Here is a 21,752-nt window from a genome sequence, read left to right as displayed (position 1 = left end):
TATACTGATCGAAAAGGTCACAGGATAATATTGTATGTCTAAACTAGGTTTAATTATTGCGTCACTCAGCTTGCTAGTGATGAGTCATGGCGTTTTCGCCGAGTTCAAGGAAGGCCAAGATTACTGGAAAATTAAAGGTGTCGATGACATTGCAGTAGCGGCTGGTGATAATCTCTATTTTACTTGGCTTGGTTGTGATTCATGCCGAAAAATTGAGGGTGAACTGAGTGCAGAGCTTGAGGGCTTTGAAGTTGTTCCTCTAATTGCGCGCCAAAATTGGCGACCTGCGGCTAAAGCCTTTTATGCGATCCAAATACTTGGTGGTGATGCAGAAGCTTGGCAGAAACTGAAGCAGCAGGTTGAGGATAAAACTCTAGACCCAACCGACCAAAAAGCCCTATTTGCGGCGATAATCGAACTCGGATTTGATAAAGAGGACGTTATCGATTTGTTGGAAGATCGTGTGTTATATCAACGGATTAACCAAGCGGAAGCGCTAGCCAATAACTACGACATCAAGTATGTGCCAACAGTTGTGGTCAAGGGGCAATACGCAACAGATGCGCGCAGCACCATGACCGTTAAGAAATTCTCAGAAGTTATCAGTTACCTCAAGTCGCTATAAACCGTAGTCGTCTATTTTCTTCTCGTTACTGTGGTGGCTCGCATTATAAAGAGCCGCCAAGGTTGCAGAGCGGAACTCACGACGATAGAGCACCCAAACAACTAAAGCTGAGGCCAACATAAATACGAATGGGTTAAAAAACCAACCTAAGGTCGCCAAAGCAAAGCTATAGGCGCGGAGGCCGTAGTTAAAAGAGTGCGATGCACGTCCCATCAACCAATTCGTATGTTTAATGAAAATATCACGATCTTTTTGCGAGTCACTCGGATCGGGGGCTGAGCCAAAAAGTACAATAACAAAGTTGTATTGGCGCATCGACCAGGTGAATTTGAAGAATGCGTAAGCGAAAGTGATGACTAAGATTATGATCTTAAGTTCCCACGAAGCCCGTGAATCCACTTCAATCCAAGGCAAAGCTTCAACTAATGGGATCACCTGCTCAGTAGAGCCTAAAACGGTCAATAGACCCGCGATGATAAATATGGTGGTTGAGGCGAAGAAGGTAACGTTGCGTGACAAGATACCGATGCTACTGATGTCCGCCATGCGCATTTCGCGCTTTATCATACGCTGTAACCATTCAATGCGATTAGCCTGCAATTGATTGGCAATCGTTGAACAGTTCTTTTGCTTGTAACGCGAAAAATAGGTATAGCCAATCCAGCAGGCAATAAACCAGCCTAAAGCAATCCAATGGATTAGTGGTAAAAAAGAGAGCGTCATAGTGTTAAATTCTAGTTGTGTCGGTTGCAATCAATAGAAAAAATGCCATGCTTGTATAAACAAGCAGGACGGTGACCCAGAGGCTAACTTGGCATGTGTGAATCATAGCTGAAAAGGTTAGGCTCTGATCCATTTCATTAGTATTAACGGTTGAGATCACACAGGCATCGAAAGACTTGAAATCACTGTATACTGTGGGTTCAGCTTTGGCAAGATTCAAGCGTAATATCAATGTATTTATCGCCACAAAAATAGTTAATAGGTAGTCACATGGTCGAAAAGGATATGCGTAACAAATTAGCACAGGCGAGCAGTCCTTATTTATTGCAGCACAAGGACAACCCTGTTCATTGGCAAGAGTGGAGTGGTGAGGTCTTGGCTTTAGCCAAAGAGCTGGATAAGCCAATATTGTTGTCTGTGGGCTATTCTTCATGCCACTGGTGCCACGTTATGGCGCATGAATCGTTTGAAGACGAGGGTGTGGCTAAAGTAATGAATGAACATTTCATAAACATCAAGCTGGATCGCGAAGAACGCCCAGATTTGGATAAAACCTACCAACTGGCGCACCAACTACTCAACCGTCAAGCGGGTGGTTGGCCATTAACCACTATTTTAGATCCGAAAACATTGGTACCGTTTTTTAGTGGCACCTATTTCCCTAAGAAACCAAAGTTTGGTCTACCAGCGTTTACTGAGCTTTTGCAAAACATTAGCCGTATCTTTAAACAGAAACGTGACGAAATCACTGAGCAAAACGAGCGCTTAACCCAAGCCTTACAGACAATCGCGACTGGTACTAGAAATGCATCAGAGATCAGCACTGAAAGCTTAGTACCAGATTTTGCAAACAGTGTATTGAAACATCACGATAAGCGATATGGCGGAATGGAAGGGGCGCCAAAATTCCCGCAACCAGCTATTTGGGCCTCCAGTTTAGCGCTATCAACCAGCCAATCACTAACCAATGAGCTCGCGGATCATCTAAGACAAGCGGTGCTTGATACTGCCAAGGGATTCTGTAACTACGGGTTATTTGATCATCTAGCAGGTGGGTTTTTCCGCTACTGTGTCGATGAGCGTTGGGATATACCGCACTTCGAAAAGATGCTGTATGACAATGGGCAGTTGCTCAGCTTGGTGGCGGCGACAGGTCACTATTTTGCCGATGGGCAACTGATGCATTCGGTGGATCTCACGATTCAGTGGCTAAAAGAGCAAATGTTAGCGCCTGAAGGAGGCTTTTATTCAGCGTTAGACGCCGATAGCGAGGATGAGTCGGGTAAGAGTGTTGAAGGCGCTTATTACAGTTGGCAGCCAAAACAGTTTACATTTTTGGAAGAGCCCGAAGAAACGTTTGCTAAACACTATTACGGCCTGAACAAGAAAGCCAACTTTGAAGGACAGTGGCATCTTGTCGCGAGAGAGGATTGGCGGCAGGTGGCAAAAAAATTAAAGGTCCATGAAAAACAAGCACCCATACTGTTAGAGTCGGCGCGACAACAGTTGAAAATGGTTCGCGAAAAAAGGCCGCTACCATTTCGCGACGACAAGTTACTGACCAGCTGGAATGCATTAACGTTACAAGGCTTGCTCGAAGCAAAGCGAGCTGGCAGTAAAACTGCTAGCGATGAGTTAATTAATGGCTGTAAAAACTTTATACGTCAACAGGTCTGGAAAGAGCAACAACTTTACGCTTGCTATAAAAATGGTACAGCCTATCAAGAGGCGTTTCTCGACGATTACGGCTATTTGGCTAAAGGAATATTGCTTGCCCTGTCGGACAGATTTACTCAGGTCGATTGGAGCTGGCTAAAGCAAATATGTGAGACGTTATGGAACGAGTTCGCTGATAAAGCTGAAGGTGGCTTTTACTTTACTTCAAACCACCATCAAGAAGTCATAACACGCCATAAAAATTGGAGTGACGACGCCATGCCAAGCAGCTCGATTCAAGCGTTAGAATCGCTTTGGGTTGTGGCGGAGCTGACTGGAAATACCGAATGGCTCGAGTTTGTGGAAAAAAGTCTGCTTAAAGCAAGAGCAGAAGCAGCCAGTGCGCCTGTGCAGTATGCGTCGGCGGTACGTTTGCTCGAAGTCTGGCAACAAGGAATTGAGTTGTGGGTGATTCGAGGGGAAGGCTATGAGCTTCCGCAATGGAAAGAGTATTTGACCACAGGCTTGAACCCAAGTCGTTGGGTTTTTGCGATCGAGCATGGCGCTAATGACACGGTTATAGAAACGAAGTTCCCCGCAAAGCCAGACGATGAGCAGACTTTGCGGGCTTATTGTTGCCGCCAACACCAGTGTTTTCCGCCGATTAGCGACCTGGAAAAACTAAAAAGTTTTTTACAAGAAAACTAGGCAGCAGCTTATTTCAGCATGCTTGCTATTTTATCGACTAGCTTATTAATGCCTTTAGCAGCCTCGGAAACACTCGAAGCAAGCATATAAGCCGGAGTCGTCACCAGTTTATTGGCTTCATCAACTACGATGTCTTCCACCGGACAGGCTTGGTGAACGCCGCCCATCGCCTCGATGGCTTTAGCGGTATCTTCGTCAGTACCGATGGTAAGCTGTGTGCCTTGGCCATAGATATGCGGCAACATTGCTGGCGCGATACACATGAAGCCGACCGGTTTTTTATCTTTAGCAAAAGCTTTGATAAAGCTGACCAAGTCTGAATTGACCGTGCAATCGCTCCCTTTAACTGCAAAGTCGGAAAGGTTTTTGGCCGCGCCAAAACCGCCTGGTAAAATAGCGGCATCAAAGTGGTCGGCATTAGCGTCGGCTAAATCCTTAATGTCGCCACGGGCAATACGTGCGGATTCAACCAAGACATTGCGTGTTTCGCCTTCAGCTACTTCACCTGTCAAATGGTTGATTACGTGCATTTGCTCGATATTTGGTGCAAAGCACTGGTACTCAAGGCCGTGACTTTCAAGGGCTAAAAGAGTTAGCACACTTTCATGGATTTCAGCGCCATCAAAAACACCAGAACCAGATAAAACGACTGCAACTTTTTTCATAAGTAACTCGATGTTATAAGTGATAACTTTGATGATAATATATAAAGCAAGACAAATTAAGGCTCCAAGTTTTGATTTTTAAAGCTTTTTAGTTGAAACTAAGCACTAGAATAAACGGTAGTTGACTACCTATTAAGGATTTGAATGCCCATAAAATCTGCTAGCTTTTTGTCGATAATACTATGCTACCTGCTAGTCATGAGTACTGTTGGTGCTCAATCGCGGGCGCAAGTTTCAGAAACAGGATTACTACAAGGGCAGCTGTCACAAAGCACCGTCACATCGATTGTTGAAGATAAGTTTGGGTTTTTATGGGTTGGGACTCAGGATGGGCTGAACCGCTTTGATGGCTATAGCGTAAAAATTTACAACAAACAAAACAGTCAGTTACCGAGCACACGGATCAAAGATCTGAAAATTGATCAAAAAGGAGATTTGTGGATTGCGACTGAGAATGGGCTGGCGCTGTTCCAACAAGATACCGGCACTATAATCAATTTTTATCATAACGCTCAAGAACCTTTTTCTATTGCAGATAATTATGTGTCGAGTCTTGCTACTGATAATAATGGCGGGGTCTGGGTGGGGACTTACAGTGGCCCTTCTTACTATGATCCCGGCATTAATGGTTTTCGAACCATTCCGATCATGCAAAGTCGGAGAATTCCTGCTGCTCTCAATGAAGTGTCAGATATGCTGGTCGATAGCGAGCAACGCGTTTGGTTAATGACCACTCGTGGTGATTTAGCTATATACAATCAGGGATTGGGTTATTTTGAAGTTATCGATAATTCTACAAAAGAGCCATTGGGCAGTGTGCAATCTATCGTTGAATCTCCAAATGGAACTTTGTGGATACTTTCCTCAACCCTAGGCTTATTTGAATACGACCATAGTAATCAAAGCTTAAAGAAAATAGAGCTAGCTAAACTAGGGCTCAAGGCGGATGAGGCAAGTTTAAATAGTATCTATTTTGACTCGGAAGATAGGCTGTGGGTCGGTACAGAGAATAAAGGGCTTTATGCTTTAAAAGATGGCCGTATTATCGATCACCATATACATGGTGAGCCTGGATCTGTTGGTAATAATCGAATTAATAGCCTTTACCAAGACAGTAGCAATATTTTGTGGATTGGATCTTCTGCTTACCTTAATAAAATCAACCCTCATGCCATTAAGTTTCATCACTTTAATAGTAGAGATAATGAACCTGGAAAACTCAGTTCCGAGGTGGTCTATTCAGTCTTAGCAACCAGTTATGACCATTTAATCGTGGGTGGTGCTACTGGCGGTTTTACTGTTCTAAAACGCACCAATGAAGGGGCAAACCCCATCGATGTCGCTTTGCCTGAAAGGTTGAAGGGTAAAAGTATCAATAAATTGATAAGCATGGGTGCTGGTCAAAGTTACTTGATTTCTAGTCAGTCCGTTTGGGTATTTGATGAATTAACCTATAGTTTCAAATTGGTGTACGAAAGTAGCGATCCTCAGGACTATTTTTTAACTGCATACCATGATGGCCATTATTTGTGGTTAGGGACGAAAAAAGGGTTGTGGCGACTGAGTAGCGATAATTCGGTGCGAAAATACCGTTTGATAGATGTGGACTATCATCGAGACAATCGAATCAATACTTTGCTTGAAGATCGAAATAATGACGATTATTTGTGGATTGGTTCGGATAGTGGGGTTTATCGTTTCAGCAAAAAAAACGAAGCATTTGTCTCGTTAGAAAACCTCTTTAGCGATTTACCTATCGAGGCTCAAGACGTGGTCTTCAGCCTAGCCCAAGATCAAAACTCAAGGTTGTGGATTGGAACTTTTGGAAACGGTCTGGTGGTGGTTGATTTAATTACTCAAAAACATACCCTGTTGAATAGTCAGGTAAGTAACTTACATGAAACCGTCTATTCATTAATCATGGATGACTCAGGGGTGGTATGGGCAGGCAGTGGGAACGGCTTATACCGTATTGAGCCTAATGACTTTCGCATGAGTCAGTTTATTAGAACAGAAGATCAGCCGATCATTGAGTTCAATACCGGCGCTACCGGCAAAGACCGCTTTGGCAACTTATTGCTAGGAGGGATGAATGGGTTGATTCTTTTTGATCCAAATGATTACACTAGGGATGAAAAGCCACCATTGCCAGTAATCACAGATATCCTTGTTAACAATAACTCTATAGAAGCCGATGTAGATAAGCGTAAAAGATTAAGTAACCCCCCTCATATTGCAGAAAAAGTCACTATCTATCCAGAAGACACCGCTGTAAGTTTTGATTTCTCGGCTTTTAATTACATTGACCCTTGGAGCAATCGATTCCGTTATAAATTGGATGGATATGATGAGGGTTGGATTGAAACTGATGCACAAAGCCGTCGTGTTACCTATACCAATCTAAAACCTGGCGAATACCACTTTAAAGTGTATGCGGCTAATAAAGATGGTGTCTGGAGTGAGGAGCCCGCTGGAATTGAGGTCGAAGTTAAAACATTAGCTTTACTATCACCGTTGGCTTATACCTTTTATGGATTCTTACTAGGTTTAATCATTCTCGCCTTCTCCTACCTAGTTTGGGCCCGCTTAAGAGAGCGGCAGTCAGCAGCACAGCAATTGGCCGAGAGTGAAGAGCGCTTAAAATTATCGTTATGGGGAAGTGGTGATGAGTTATGGGATTGGCAGGTTAAGACGGGGGCATTGCATTTATCGAATGAATGGCCTTATGACTTCCCCAGAGACGGCATTCGAAGTGGTTATTCTGAGGCTAACTCTAACATTCACCCCAATGATTTACCCTATGTAAAACAGGCGCTTAACGCGCATTTGGAAGGTAAGTCGCTGCATTTTGAAAGTACTTATCGAATTAGTAATGAACGGGGTGGTTGGATTTGGGTTCTGGACCGCGGCAAAGTTGTTGTGCGCGATGAAAATAAAAAGCCACTCCGAATGGCTGGGACTTTAAAAAACATCAGTGATCTTAAAGATACTGAGCAGCAGTTAAGCATGGTTGTGAAGTCATTCGATAATATTTCGGATGCGGTTTGGATTCTTGATGAGGAATACAATTACATTGTAGTTAATAAAGCCTATACCAAAATTACTGGCTTTGAACCGGAAGAGGTTATCGGTCGTAAGATTCGAGAATCCTCGGTAGTTAATACCTCTGAAAATTTCATTGATGAGTTAAAAGAGGCTTTGGGAGCTGAAGATAGATGGAGCGGTGAGCTAGAGGCGACACGTAAAGACGGACAGGTTTACCCGATTGAAATTAATATTGATGTGGTTCGAGATAATGATGGCAACATTATAAACTATGTTGGAGTCTTCTCAGACATCACATTCCGTAAAAAGGCGGAAAAAGAGTTACGCCGTTTGGCGACGGTGGATCAGTTAACTGGCCTACGAAATCGAAACAGCTTTAAGCAGCGCTTTGAGGAGTTGTTGGCGTTATCGAAGGAGTCGGATCAGCATGCTCTATTATTTATAGATTTGGATAACTTTAAGCGGATCAACGATTCGTTAGGTCACGGGGTGGGCGATGAACTGCTGACTCGTGTTGCTGCAGCGCTGTTAGAAATAACGGAAAAAAACCATGGGATTGTGGCCCGATTAGGCGGCGATGAGTTCACTGTGGTGTTGGCAGATGTTGATACTTGGAGTCAGCCAGCACAGTATGCACAAGCGATCTTGGACTATTTTGCTAAACCCTTACCGTTACCAAGCGCGGAAGTATTAGTGTCGCCAAGCATTGGTATCGTGATGTATCCAGAGAATGGGGAAAGTGCGGAAGAGCTGCTAAAAAATGCTGACATGGCTATGTATTACGCCAAAAAGAAGGGTAAAAACACTTATCAATTCTATACTCGCCAGATGAATGAACAGGCACAACTAAAAATAAACTTGGAAAACGAGTTGCGTCAAGCAATTGATAAAGATGAGTTTGTTGTTTTTTATCAACCAAAGGTCAGCTTAGAAACTGGCCGAGTTACCAGTATGGAAGCCCTAGTTCGGTGGCGGAATCCGAATCGAGGCCTGGTCATGCCGGGGGAGTTTATACCTTTGGCCGAAGAAGCGGGCTATATTATTGCTATTAGTCAGAAAGTGATAGAAAAGTCCTGCCTGCAGTTACGGGATTGGAAGAATCGAGGTATTTATGATGGCAAGATAGCCGTCAACCTATCGGCAGTTCAGTTTTATCATGAAAACTTATGGGAAACGGTAAAAACTGCCTTGCACATTGCTAAGATCGAGGCAACTGATTTGGAGTTTGAAATCACCGAAGGCATGGTGATGCAAGATTTAGCGCATTCGATACAACAAATGAAGACTTTAAAGGAGATGGGGAGTAGCTTAGCGCTAGATGACTTTGGGGTGGGTTACTCATCGTTGGGTAATCTCAAAGACTTCCCAATCGACACATTGAAGATCGATCGTGCCTTTATTTGGGATCTGGAGGATTCTGAGCGAGACAAAAAGCTGGTTGCCTCTATCGTTACATTAGCTCATAACTTAGGCATCAAGGTCGTGGCTGAAGGTGTTGAAACACCGTATCAAGTAGAGGCATTGAAAGCCATGAACTGTGAAGAGATACAGGGTTATATCTTCAGTAAACCAGTGCCGCCTTGGGAAATGGAAGCAATGTTAAAGGATCCAAACTATACGTTAGATGCCATTATTGAAGATATGGGAGAAGAGTAAGTGGTTAGAATGGCCTAAAAAACCACTTTCTGGAGTAAACGTTGTCAAAAATCCGTTAATTTGGATAAAAAACGCCCAATTCATTTGATTGGCTGAGCACGGTTTGAGACAATAAGCGCCCTAAAAATTGCTGGCCTTACTCATATCTATTTAGGAGATTCGATGCCCACTTCTGGTAATGACACGCCGAGTCGTTTTCAATTAGCAAACGCCATCCGCGCCCTTAGTATGGATGCTGTTCAAAAAGCCAAGTCGGGTCACCCTGGCGCCCCAATGGGGATGGCTGATATCGCTCAAGTTCTTTGGAGTGATTTCTTAAACCACAATCCAAGTAACCCTGACTGGGTCAACCGCGACCGCTTCGTGATGTCGAACGGCCATGGTTCAATGTTGGTTTACTCGCTACTACACCTCACAGGTTACGATGTAAGCATCGATGACATTAAGAGTTTCAGACAATTACATTCGAAAACGCCAGGTCACCCTGAGTATGGCTATACACCAGGCGTTGAAACTACGACAGGCCCATTAGGCCAAGGCATCGCTAACGCAGTCGGTTTTGCAATAGCAGAAAAAACGTTGGCAGCCCAATTTAACCGTCCAGGTCACGATATTGTCGATCACTTTACCTATGTATTCATGGGTGATGGCTGCATGATGGAAGGTATTTCTCATGAAGTATGTTCGCTAGCAGGTACTTTGGGTCTTGGGAAGCTAGTCGCTTTCTGGGATGACAACGGTATTTCAATTGATGGTGAAGTTGATGGTTGGTTCTCTGATGATACGCCGAAGCGCTTCGAATCTTATGGCTGGCAGGTTATTTCAGATGTTGATGGACATGATCCAGAAGCGGTGAAAAAAGCGATTGAAGAAGCTAAAGCGGACAGCGAGCGTCCGACCTTAATTTGTTGTCGTACCGTAATTGGTTTCGGTTCGCCAAATAAACAAGGCAAAGAGTCATGCCACGGGGCACCGTTGGGTGATGACGAAATCGAATTAGCACGTAAAGAATTAAACTGGCCTCACGGCGCTTTCGAAATTCCTCAAGATATTGCACAAGCATGGGATAAGCGTGAAGCAGGACAAAAGCTGGAAAGCGACTGGGATCAAAAGTTCATCGCTTACCACGAAGCACACCCGGAGCTAGCTGACGAACTAAAACGTCGATTGGATAAGCGCTTACCGGACAACTTTGCAGAAGAAGCTGATAAATATATCAAGCAGTTGCAAGAAGAAGGCCCAACGGTAGCCAGCCGGAAAGCGTCGCAAATGGCCTTAAACGCCTACGCACCATTGTTACCAGAGTTGTTAGGTGGCTCAGCGGATTTAGCAGGCTCTAACCTTACTATCAATGACCAATCAAAGGGCATCACAGCGAAAGACGCTAGCGGAAACTACCTGTATTACGGTGTGCGTGAGTTCGGTATGTGCGCCATCATGAACGGTATGGCATTGCACGGTGGCTTATTACCGTACGGCGGTACTTTCTTAATCTTCATGGAGTATGCGCGTAATGCGGTTCGCATGGCTGCTCTTATGAAGCAACAAGCCATTTATGTCTTTACTCACGATTCGATTGGTCTTGGTGAAGATGGTCCAACGCACCAGCCAATCGAACAGTTGGCTAATATGCGAACTACACCAAACTGCTCGGTATGGCGTCCGTGTGATGCGGTCGAAACTGCGGTTGCTTGGAAAGCGGCTATCGAACGTCGCGACGGACCTACGGCTCTTAGCTTGAGTCGCCAGGGTTTACCACACCAAGAGCGTACCGCTGAGCAACTAGCAAATGTTGCTAAAGGAGCGTATGTCTTAAAAGACAGTAAAGAAAGCCCAGAATTAATATTGATCGCAACCGGTTCAGAAGTTGGTTTGGCGGTAGAAGTAGCCGACAAGCTTAGCGCTAAAGGCAAGCAGGTTCGTGTGGTTTCGATGCCATCGACCGACACTTTCGACGCACAAGACGCAGCTTATAAAGAAAGCGTATTACCAGCAGATGTACCGGCTCGTATCGCTATCGAAGCGGCAATTGCTGACTATTGGTACAAATACGTTGGCCTAGAAGGTCAAATCGTAGGCATGACAAGCTTTGGTGAGTCAGCGCCGGCAGGAGATTTATTTGAGCATTTCGGTTTTACAGTTGAGAACGTTGTTGCTGTAGCTGAAGACATGTTAGACGAAGGTGGCTTATTGGATTAATCGTCTTGAGTCGGGAAGCACCCACGGGCTTATTGCTGTGGAGCTGACCTGCTTAGAATGATGAACAATAAAGCCAAAGAATCGAAAATTTTGGAGAAGAAAATGACAGTTAAAGTAGCAATTAATGGTTATGGCCGTATCGGTCGCACAGCGTTACGCGCAATTTATGAGCACGGCTACCGTGACCGTATCGAAGTTGTTGCCATCAACTCTTCGCACCCAGCTGAAACCACTAAACACTTAACTAAGTACGACACGACTCATGGTCGTTTCAATGCGGACGTTTCAACGGACGGCGATCACTTAATCGTTAATGGCGATAAAATTAAGTTATACGCTGAGCGTAATCCTGAACTTATCCCTTGGGGCGACCAAGACGTAGACGTCGTTTTCGAATGTACTGGCGTATTTAAAGACCAAGCCGGCGCATCTAAGCACTTCAAAGGTGGCGCTAAAAAAGTATTGATCTCAGCTCCAGGCGCGGCAGATGTTGACGCGACAGTAGTATTTGGCGTGAACGACGACATCTTAAAGCCAGAGCACCGCGTTGTATCGAATGCTTCGTGCACCACAAACTGCTTGGCGCCATTAGCGAAAGTCCTAAACGACACCGTAGGTATTAAGTCTGGTCTAGTAAACACTATCCACGCCTACACCAACGACCAAAAGCTAATCGATAACCAGCACTCAGACTTGCGTCGTGCGCGTGCCGCAGCTCAAAGCATTATCCCAACAAAAACAGGCGCAGCTAAAGCGGTTGGTTTAGTACTACCAGAACTTAACGGCAAGATGGACGGTTTCGCCATGCGCGTACCAACGATCAACGTTTCTTGCGTAGATTTAACATTTACAGCAGGGCGCGATACAACAGCTGAAGAAATTAACGAGATCGTTAAGAAAGCAGCAGATGGCCACGTACTGGATTACAATGATGAGCCACTAGTATCAATCGACTTTAACCACAGCCCAGCATCTTCTACTTTTGATGCAGGCCTAACTCGAGTGATGGACGGAAACTTGGTTAAAGTTGTTACTTGGTATGATAACGAGTGGGGTTTCTCGAACAGAATGCTTGATGTCGCTATCAAGATGATGAGTGTTTAAGGCTAGTTACTCGTAATACTTCGTTACGGCTGATTTTCTCGATGCTCACGTACTAATGTACGCTACGCATTCTAAAATCAGCCAAGCCTCGTCTTCCAAGTAACTATCTCTTAAACACTGAGAGACTATTAATTGTAAGGTGCGTCGTGACGTACCGGATAATAAAAAAGAAAGACTTTTTTCGGAAAGTCTTTTTGTACTTTAAAGATACGTTTAAATAAACGTTAAAAGATTAAAGAATATAGGTTCTAAAACATGAATGTTTTGAGAATGTCCGATTTAGATCTAAAAGGTAAGCGCGTTCTTATTCGTGAAGATCTAAACGTACCTGTGAAAGATGGCAAAATCACCAGTGACGTGCGCATCCAAGCGTCTTTACCGACCATTAAATTAGCCCTAGAAAAAGGCGCTAAAGTAATGGTGATGTCACACCGTGGTCGACCAACCGAGGGTGTTTTGACCGAAAAAGACTCGATGGCGTTGATAGCTGATTATTTAAACGAATTGTTAGATGTGCCAGTGCGTTTAGTCAGCGAATACCTCGATGGTGTTGAGGTTGAGCAGGGTGAAGTAGTGGTCTTCGAAAACGTTCGCTGTAACGTTGGCGAAAAAACTAACGATGAGCGTCTATCGAAAATGTACGCTGATTTATGCGATGTTTTTGTGAATGACGCTTTCGGTACAGCACACAGAGCGCAAGCTTCGACTCATGGCGTTGCCAAATTTGCACCAGTTGCATGCGCCGGACCTTTATTGGCTGGCGAACTCGAAGCATTAGGTAAAGCGCTAGATAACCCAGCACGCCCAATGGTGGCAATTGTTGGTGGATCAAAAGTCTCTACCAAGCTAACGGTTTTAGAATCTCTATCAACCGTAGTCGATCAGCTGATTGTCGGTGGGGGTATCGCCAATACCTTTATCGCCGCGACCGATAAACCGGTGGGAAAATCGTTGTGTGAAAACGATTTAATCCCTGAAGCTAAGCGACTGATTGAGCAAGCTAAAGCAAAAGGCGGTGAAATTCCGGTGCCAGTCGATGTGGTAACGGGTAAAGAGTTTGCGGAAGATGCTGCTGCTGAAACCAAATCGGTCGATGATGTTGCCGACGATGATATGATATTCGACATAGGCCCTAGATCAGCACAGCATTTAGCAGAAGTGTTAAAAGAGGCGAAAACTATCGTATGGAACGGCCCAGTAGGGGTGTTCGAGTTCGATCAGTTTGGTGCTGGTACAGAAGCTATTTCAAAAGCAATCGCAGAGAGCGATGCTTTTTCAATTGCAGGTGGTGGCGATACTTTAGCGGCGGTTGATAAATACGGCATTAAAGACAAGGTTTCATATATTTCGACAGGTGGCGGAGCCTTCCTTGAGTTTTTAGAAGGTAAAGAGCTACCTGCTGTCGCGATTCTTGAAGAAAGAGCTAAGTAAGACTCTTTAACAAGAAGCGACTAATAGTAAGACACAGCATTTAAATATTAAACAGACAAACAGTTTAAGAGGATAGCAAGATGGCACTAATTACAATGCGCCAACTACTGGACCACGCTGCAGAGCATGGCTACGGTATTCCGGCATTTAACGTCAATAACCTTGAGCAGATGCGTGCAGTGATGCAGGCGGCAAATGAAACAGACAGCCCTGTTATCGTTCAAGCATCAGCTGGCGCGCGTAAGTACGCCGGTTCAAACTTCTTGCGCCACTTAATTTTAGCGGCCATCGAAGAATTCCCACACATTCCTGTTTGTATGCACCAAGATCATGGATCATCACCAGCAGTATGTCAGCAGTCGATTCAACTTGGCTTCTCATCAGTAATGATGGATGGCTCGCTTGAAGAAGATATGAAAACACCGGCAAGCTACGAGTACAACGCTCGTGTAACTAAGCTAACGGTTGATATGGCACACGCTTGTGGTGTATCGGTTGAGGGTGAATTAGGTTGCTTAGGCTCGCTTGAAACAGGCATGGCAGGCGAAGAAGACGGCTCTGGCGCAGAAGGCGTTTTAAGTATGGATCAATTATTAACTGACCCAGAAGAAGCAGCTCAGTTTGTAAAAGACACAGGTGTGGACGCGCTAGCCATCGCTATCGGTACCTCACACGGTGCTTACAAATTTACACGTCCACCAACAGGCGATGTGTTATCGATTAAGCGCATTAAAGAAATCCACGAGCGTATTCCAGATACACACTTAGTAATGCATGGTTCGTCGTCAGTTCCACAAGATTGGCTAAAAGTGATCAACGAATACGGCGGTGACTTGGGCGAAACTTACGGTGTGCCGGTTGAAGAGATTCAAGAAGGTATTAAGCATGGCGTGCGTAAAGTGAATATCGATACGGACTTACGCTTGGCTGCGACTGGTGCAGTTCGTAAATTCTTAAAGCATAACCCTAAAGAATTCGACCCACGCAAATACAACAAAGTAGCACAAGACGCGATGCAGGCTATCTGTAAAGCACGTTACGAATCATTCGGCACAGCTGGCAACGCTTCTAAGATTACTCCAATTAACATGGAGCAAATGGCAGCGGATTACAAAGCGGGCAAACTAGACCCTCGCGTGAAATAATTGCTTCTGTTACTATTAAAGCCAGCTAATTGCTGGCTTTTTTATGGCTACTACATTAATAAACCTAAAAAAACATAAATAAAATAACGATAACCGCACTTTTTACGTGACCCACACCATATACTGTAGAAATATCTAAGAACAGAATTTAAACAACTGGTATCTTACTTCGCGCTAGAGAAGGAGCCGTATCTTAGGAACAGTATCTATGGGGGTAGGTATGACTAAAAGAGCGTTAATCGTGGATGATTCCAGGACTGCCTATATGGTCCTGGCCAAAATCCTGTCTAATTATAATATTGAAGGTATTCATGCCAAGTCTGGTGATGCGGCTTTAGAATACTTAGCACGTCATTCCGTGGACGTTATCTTTATGGATCAAGCCATGCCCGGTAAGGACGGTTTCGAGACCATTAAAGAAATCAAGGAAGACTCGCGATCAAAAGATATTCCGATAATGATGTTTACCGCTAGAAGCGGCGAAGATTATTATCGCGAAGTGAAAGAAATTGGTGCCGAGGGGGTTTTACCTAAAGAACTATCGGCTGAAGAAGTCGAAGATGCGCTGATTAAGCTAAACCTGTGGGGTGCAATCTCAGGCCAAGCGACGGCTGAAGAAGTTCGTGAGGACATATTACAACCAACATCTGATGAAAAACTCAGAGTTTGGCTAGAGTCATTCCTTGAAAACGAGTTCTCGCCTCAGTTATCGAACAAAGTCCGTAAAGCCACCGATGATCTGCGCCGCGACACCATTCACTATGGCAAGCGGATGCTGGATGAAATCGCGAAAAGTGATAAGCAACAGCAAGTTTTGCAGGAAGTGAAAGGCCAGACGGATTATCTGAAACAGCTTTTTAAAACTTCCTTTAAACAGTACCGCCTAATAAGTAGTATTTTTATCGTACTATTAGTGGTGCTAACCTCTGGTATTGTCTGGTTACTGTATAAAACCTCGGTACTGACATCTGAACAGCAAGGTTTATATCAGAAAATAGTTGTTCTTACTGCTGAAAGTAGTGAAGGCGAGAGGCGTTTAAGCGATAAGATAGCAAAGCAATCAGAAAACATGGCAAAACTGCTTACAGAGCAAACTAATAATGTTAGTGCAGCAGTAAATGAAAACGAAGGCATCTATAGTGAACAAGGAATGGTGGGTAAATTAATCGGCGTTGAAAGTGAAGGAAGTCGATTAACCGCGAAAAGCGCTTATGGTTATCTTTTCACCGTCACCCCCCAAGGGCGATTGGCACGGAGTAACCTTAAACGTTATTACATGGAGCCCGGATGTAATGGAGCCACTTATGCAAATGCGCTTGCAGGGTTGGTGCTAAAACTCGAGGGTAATACCTTGGCTTACACGGAGTTACAGGGTTACGCCTTGGTACAGCAGCCTGTCAGTTGGTTAGACACTCATGACCAATGCCATGAATACAGCGAAAATGAAGAAGTGGTTTTGAGACAGTTATTGGTGAATGATGAGCGGATAACAGGTGTCACTGATACGGTTTATTACCAGCTGAACCAATAAAAAAAGCCGCCAAATTCAGAGCTGGCGGCTTAGATTTAAAGGAGTCCTACTAATAAAGTATGCGTGCTCGAATAGTCCCTTCGATATCCCGCATCTTCTCTAGCGCAGTTTTGCTAGAGCCTTCTTCAATATCAGTTACAACGTAACCAAGCTCGCCTTGGGTCTGTAAGTATTGCCCTGAGATATTGACGTTGTTATCAGACAAGATTTGGTTGATTTGCATCAAAACACCTGGTCTATTGTGATGAATATGCAAAATACGATGGCGCTTATCGTGCTCAGGGAGCGAAACTTGTGGGAAATTCACCGCCGACATGGTTGAACCATTATTGCTGTATTTAATCAGTTTGTCGGCAACTTCAATGGCAATGTTTTCTTGGGCTTCTTGAGTGCTTCCACCAATATGCGGCGTTAAAATCACGTTATCAAAAGCGCGCAATGGCGACTGGAATTCTTCATTATTGGATTTAGGCTCAGTTGGGAAAACGTCGATCGCTGCGCCCGCTAGATGTTTGCTTTCTAGTGCACTAGCTAGCGCCTCAATATCCACCACAGTGCCTCGTGAAGCATTAATTAAAATACTATTAGGCTTCATTTGGGCGATTTGAGTTTGCCCCATCAAACCTTTTGTTTGTGCAGTTTCAGGAACGTGTAAGCTGACTACATCCGAGTCCGCAAGCAATTCATTAAGTTCAGTAACTTGCTCAGCATTACCAAGGGTAAGCTTATTCTCGATATCATAAAAACGTACTTTCATGCCAATGCCTTCAGCCAGAATGCCGAGCTGGGTGCCGATATGTCCGTATCCAATAATACCTAGGGTTTTTCCTCGAGCTTCGTTAGACAAAGTGGCGGTTTTTAACCACTCGCCACGATGGGCAGCGGCATTTTTCGCTGGAATACCGCGCAACAGCATAATCATTTCGCCCAAAACAAGTTCGGCGACGCTGCGAGTATTGGAATAGGGGGCATTGAAAACAGGGATACCTCGATTTTGCGCAGCTACCAGATCAACTTGGTTAGTACCGATACAGAAACAACCCACCCCAACTAATTTCTTGGCCGCGACAAGAACTTTTTCACTCAGTTGAGTTCGTGAACGAATACCGATAAAGTGGTAATCATTAATGGCTTCAAGGAGTTCGGATTCGGATAAAGCCGTTTTATGGTAAGTCACATTCTCATATCCATCCTGGCGAAAGATATCTTCGGCCACGGGATGAACCCCTTCGAGCAGTAATACTTTCAAATCTTGTTTGTTAAATGACGTATGGGCTGACATAACAGGTCTCTGAGGTGTCTCTAGTTTAGTATTGATAGGTCTGATGAGTTCATTTAATCAAAAGACAAAAACGATAGAAAGTGTTTATTTATTTTATTAAGTTAGAGCGACAAAAAAGGTGTGTGCGTGGGTTGTTTTTGCTACAATTTGCCGCCATTGAGGCCGTAAAGGCTATGTTTGTGGTGCGAAACGCCTTTACTTGAGGAGAATGCCTGATGGCATACGAAGTAAATATCAATAAAATGATCGAGTTATTAAGCGATACACTATCGCTATCGGAAGGAGAGCTCTCGGCCGATACTCAGCTTATTGGTAACCTACCAGAATTCGATTCAATGGCGATTGTGTCGATCTTAATGCAAATTGAAGAAGATTTTGGGATTGAGATTCCGGATGATGAGTTGTCTGGAGAAGTCTTTGAATCCGTTGAATCATTAACAGAGTTTGTTGAGATTCACCAAGCAGCAACCGCTATCTAGTCTAGAACACCTCAAAATAAACTAATTACTTGATTTTTAAGGCCTAAGAGTGGATCTTTAGGCCCATTTCTTTTATAACAAAGACTCATTCTAACAAGCAAAATGCCATGGCAGGTTTTATTGCCAGTATTATTCTGGCCGTATATCTCTTAATTCTTACGCTAATTCGCTGGCGACGTATTGCCTTATTCTGGCCTTTATTGGTGATAGCCTTCTCGCTGGCATTCTGGAGTGTTTCTAAACTCTTTGAAGAACAACTGCAGCTTCCTTTTTGGATGCTTGAGTGGGTTCGACTCTTCGGTTTCTTTGCAACCCTGGCACTCTTTATGTGGAAGTTCGCCAGACTTCACATTTGGGTCAATGTCGGTGTGTGTGCTGTTCTTGGCGTATGGTTAGCGTATCAAGCGTATGGTCCTGAGGAGTTTGGAAGCTTAATCAACCCAGGTTTTGCAGGTCTAGTCTTACTCCTTCTGCTACACCTAGTAGAGCTCGCGGGCAATCAGTTCTCAGAAACCTATCGTAAAGAGATAGCGACATTGGCAGGTTCAATAGGCTTCATTTTAGTGTGGGATCTCTTCTGTATGTTGCTTTTCATGCTGGATGAAACGCGCAGCCCTGAAGTTCTAGATATTGCTCGCTCCATAGTCACAGCTCTGGCGATAAGCTTTGCCATTGTTCATCTACAAGGTATAGAGCACAGCCGCTTTCAATTAAACGAATCGTTACCGCGTTACCGACCGGAAAGTGGTTTGAATATATTTGCCATATACTGCTGGATAGCCGTGGTGGGATATATTTTAGTGGCTATGGTCACTAAAAATACGGAACTAGCATTAGCTTTTTTATTAACGGCAGGCGTAGGGTTTGTTTTATTAGCCTACAAAAAGCGCTTTTTTGGCCAACTCAAAATACTCTACCGAAAATTGTTTTCAGCCTACAAGTACGACTATCGCGAAAGCTGGATTCGCTTTAACCGAGCACTTGATGAAGCCAACGTGACGGGCAATTATTACCAATTATCGATAAAAGCCATTGCTAACATTATCGACAGTCCGGCAGGAAAGTTATGGAGCTTACGCAACGACAGTTTTGCTTATGTCGATCACTGGGAATTACCGCTATCAAAGGATATGAGCTATCAATTGCCTGAGACTTTAAGCCAATTCATAGATAATACCAACTGGGTTATTGATGTGCAGGAATACCAGAAAAACCCTGACATGTATCGTGACCTAGACATGGATTTAAGTGATCCTTTGTTTGAGAATCACCGCATATTTATACCTTTACGGCGAAACGACGAGTTGATTGGAATCGTGGGTTTAGCGGCGAGTTTCAGTAAACCAATTTTGAACTGGGAAGACCATGATTTGTTGAAAGCCGCGGGCTTACAAATGGCGAGTTATTTAGCGATGTTTGAAGCGACTACTCAAATATACGAACAACAGCATTTTGATGCATTTAACCGTTTGTCAGCATTCGTAGTGCACGATATAAAAAACGTGACGGCACAACTTGAATTAATCACTCACAATGCGGAGCGATATAGAGACAATCCTGAGTTTGTCGATGATGCCTTTGAGACGGTTACCAGCGCTACCAAGCGTTTAAACAAGATGCTTAATCAGTTGAAGCGGGGGCGTTCAACTTCAGATTTCAAAAAAGTCTGCGACATAAAAGAGGTTGTTGAAAGCTTTAAGAAAGGTGCAGAAAGACTAAACTGGACAGGCAAAGTTCCCGCGGTAAAAGTCATAGCTGAAAAAGATGCATTAATTAATGTGATCCAGCATTTGCATCAAAATGGGCTTGAAGCTAGCGATAAGGACAGTTTGGTGACACACCGAGTTGAATTAAAAAACAATCAAGTGCATTGGCATATCTATGATAAAGGAACTGGCATGGACAGTGACTTCATGCGCAAGCAATTATTCAAGCCATTCGCCACGACAAAAGGCAATGCAGGGATAGGGATTGGAGTCTATCAATGCCGTTATTTGCTACAGAGCTTCGGTGGTGATTTAATAATCCATAGCGAACTGAATCAGGGCACGCATTGTATTGCGATTTTAGCTTCTCCTGATGGAGAGAAGGAAGGACATAATGGCACAAAGTAAACCAGAACTCTTAGTCATAGAAGATGATGAAGGATTGCAGAAGCAACTAAAGTGGTCGCTCGATGAGTACCACGTGGTGCTTGCTGATGGCAAAGATTCTTCGCTAGCAGAACTTCGTCGCTTTCAACCTAAGGTCGTAACGCTTGACTTGGGGTTACCACCGGATCCAGCGAACGCCAGCGCAGGCCTGGAATTGCTTAGTGAAATACTAAAGCTTTCGCCTTCATCTAAGGTAATTGTTGTTACAGGTAACGATGAACGTGAGGTAGCGATGAAGGCTATAGAGTTGGGGGCTTATGATTATTACCAAAAGCCGATTCAGCCTGATGAATTGAAACTTATCATCAACCGTGCATTCGAGCTTGCAAATTTAGAAGAAGAAAGTCGAATTCATAGGCGCAATGAAAATATGCGTTTTCATGGGATCGTGGCTACATCACCTAAAATGCTGGCGGCTTGTCAGAAAATAGAAAAAGTCGCACCAACGGAACTCAATGTTATGCTGGAAGGCGATAGCGGAACCGGCAAAGAAGTATTAGGGCGTGCGGTGCATCTCCTGAGTAAGCGAAACGAACACTCATTTGTTTACCTAAACTGTGCGGCCATCCCAGAAAACCTATTAGAAACAGAGCTGTTTGGTTACGAAGCTCCTGGTTTTTCTGAAGATGGAGCCAGTAGCCAAGGTAAAATTGAAGAAGCCAATGGCGGAACACTTTATCTTGACGAAGTTGAGATGATGCCAATGTCCCTACAAACAAAATTAATGCGTGCTTTGAATGATGGGGGAATTGAACGAGTCGGTAGTCGTGATACCTTGGCGATTAATCTTAGACTCATTTGTTCGGCTAATGGGGATTTGGAACAATACGTTAACGAAGGAAAGTTTCGAGAAGATTTGTTTTATAAGCTGAATGAAATCAATATTCAAATTCCACCATTGTCAGAGCGCGATGGAGACGTGGTGCTGATAGCGCGAACTATGCTGACTAAATTTAATGAACAGTTTGGGCGAAATATCCGTAGTTTTACAAAAGACGCCGTACAAGCGATGGAAGCTTATGCTTGGCCAGGCAATGTACGAGAGCTTGAAAATAAAATCAAAAGTGCAGTTGTGATGTCCGAAGGCACGCAAATTTCAGCGGAAGATTTACAAATAGAAGAAGCTCAACTGCGTGAAATGCCTCTAAACCTACGCCAAGTTAGAGAAGCCGCTGAAACACGTGCTATTCAACGAGCAATCGTGCTAGCGGATGGAAATATTTCACAGGCCGCTAAGTTACTAGGCCTGACTCGACCAACCTTATATAGCTTGATGGATAAATACAGCATTCATAGTTAAATGAAATGAGAAAAGTTAAACAGATTTATAAGATAACCTATCCTACCGGT

Annotated in this window: 14 protein-coding genes; 11 read left to right on the top strand and 3 right to left on the bottom strand. The window is 44.0% G+C overall.

Annotation, left to right across the window (positions count from 1 at the left end; all coding sequences use genetic code 11):
• Positions 1-34: 34 nt before the first annotated feature.
• Positions 35-625, top strand: coding sequence for a DsbA family protein (locus tag ABD128_RS06775; RefSeq protein WP_343988398.1), 591 nt, complete (start codon positions 35-37; stop codon positions 623-625).
• Here the strand turns inward: ABD128_RS06775 and ABD128_RS06770 are convergent.
• Positions 620-1,348 carry a DUF599 domain-containing protein gene (locus ABD128_RS06770; RefSeq protein WP_343988395.1) on the bottom strand — a complete coding sequence of 243 codons (729 nt, stop codon included), beginning with the start codon at positions 1,346-1,348 and terminating at the stop codon, positions 620-622. The two genes, ABD128_RS06775 and ABD128_RS06770, sit on opposite strands and share 6 nt — an antisense overlap.
• A 270-nt stretch (positions 1,349-1,618) precedes the next feature.
• Here ABD128_RS06770 and ABD128_RS06765 point away from each other — a divergent pair, with 270 nt between their 5' ends.
• The gene (locus tag ABD128_RS06765) at positions 1,619-3,712 is read left to right on the top strand and encodes a thioredoxin domain-containing protein (protein WP_343988392.1); all 2,094 of its coding nucleotides are present in this window, start codon (positions 1,619-1,621) and stop codon (positions 3,710-3,712) included.
• Between the two features lie 8 nt (positions 3,713-3,720).
• Here ABD128_RS06765 and elbB read toward each other — a convergent pair whose 3' ends face one another.
• Entirely contained in the window at positions 3,721-4,377 is a 657-nt protein-coding gene (gene elbB / locus ABD128_RS06760) for an isoprenoid biosynthesis glyoxalase ElbB (RefSeq protein ID WP_343988389.1), read from the bottom strand.
• Positions 4,378-4,521: 144 nt separating this feature from the next.
• Here elbB and ABD128_RS06755 point away from each other — a divergent pair, with 144 nt between their 5' ends.
• The 6 genes from ABD128_RS06755 (at position 4,522) to ABD128_RS06730 (ending at position 16,488) form a co-directional block, all read left to right on the top strand.
• On the top strand, positions 4,522-9,078 hold the full coding sequence (locus ABD128_RS06755) for an EAL domain-containing protein (RefSeq protein WP_343988387.1): 4,557 nt from the start codon (positions 4,522-4,524) through the stop codon (positions 9,076-9,078).
• 162 nt (positions 9,079-9,240) lie between these two features.
• The gene (tkt, locus tag ABD128_RS06750; RefSeq protein WP_343988385.1) at positions 9,241-11,277 is read left to right on the top strand and encodes a transketolase; all 2,037 of its coding nucleotides are present in this window, start codon (positions 9,241-9,243) and stop codon (positions 11,275-11,277) included.
• A 102-nt stretch (positions 11,278-11,379) separates the two neighbouring features.
• Positions 11,380-12,381, top strand: a complete 1,002-nt coding sequence (gene gap, locus ABD128_RS06745; RefSeq protein ID WP_343989377.1) for a type I glyceraldehyde-3-phosphate dehydrogenase — start codon at positions 11,380-11,382, stop codon at positions 12,379-12,381.
• A 255-nt stretch (positions 12,382-12,636) separates the two neighbouring features.
• Entirely contained in the window at positions 12,637-13,812 is a 1,176-nt protein-coding gene (locus ABD128_RS06740) for a phosphoglycerate kinase (RefSeq protein WP_343988383.1), read from the top strand.
• Positions 13,813-13,892: 80 nt separating this feature from the next.
• The gene (gene fba, locus ABD128_RS06735; protein WP_343988380.1) at positions 13,893-14,957 is read left to right on the top strand and encodes a class II fructose-bisphosphate aldolase; all 1,065 of its coding nucleotides are present in this window, start codon (positions 13,893-13,895) and stop codon (positions 14,955-14,957) included.
• A 220-nt stretch (positions 14,958-15,177) separates the two neighbouring features.
• A complete protein-coding gene (locus ABD128_RS06730; protein WP_343988376.1) occupies positions 15,178-16,488 on the top strand; it encodes a response regulator in 1,311 nt (436 codons plus the stop codon).
• A gap of 49 nt (positions 16,489-16,537) precedes the next feature.
• Here the strand turns inward: ABD128_RS06730 and serA are convergent, their stop codons facing one another.
• The gene (serA, locus tag ABD128_RS06725) at positions 16,538-17,770 is read right to left on the bottom strand and encodes a phosphoglycerate dehydrogenase (RefSeq protein WP_343988373.1); all 1,233 of its coding nucleotides are present in this window, start codon (positions 17,768-17,770) and stop codon (positions 16,538-16,540) included.
• 215 nt (positions 17,771-17,985) lie between these two features.
• Here serA and ABD128_RS06720 point away from each other — a divergent pair, with 215 nt between their 5' ends.
• The 3 genes from ABD128_RS06720 (at position 17,986) to prsR (ending at position 21,702) form a co-directional block, all read left to right on the top strand.
• Positions 17,986-18,249 carry an acyl carrier protein gene (locus tag ABD128_RS06720; protein ID WP_110199936.1) on the top strand — a complete coding sequence of 88 codons (264 nt, stop codon included), beginning with the start codon at positions 17,986-17,988 and terminating at the stop codon, positions 18,247-18,249.
• A 107-nt stretch (positions 18,250-18,356) separates the two neighbouring features.
• Positions 18,357-20,363, top strand: a complete 2,007-nt coding sequence (gene prsK / locus ABD128_RS06715; protein ID WP_343988370.1) for an XrtA/PEP-CTERM system histidine kinase PrsK — start codon at positions 18,357-18,359, stop codon at positions 20,361-20,363.
• Positions 20,350-21,702 (top strand): PEP-CTERM-box response regulator transcription factor, encoded by a 1,353-nt coding sequence (gene prsR, locus ABD128_RS06710; protein ID WP_343988367.1) that lies wholly within the window; start codon positions 20,350-20,352, stop codon positions 21,700-21,702. The genes prsK and prsR overlap by 14 nt, the downstream gene beginning before the upstream one ends.
• The last annotated feature ends 50 nt before the right edge of the window (positions 21,703-21,752 follow it).

Source organism: Kangiella japonica (assembly GCF_039523535.1).
GTDB lineage: Bacteria > Pseudomonadota > Gammaproteobacteria > Enterobacterales > Kangiellaceae > Kangiella > Kangiella japonica.
The sequence above is the reverse complement of the archived record's forward strand: the minus strand, read 5'-3'. Positions and strand labels throughout refer to the sequence as shown.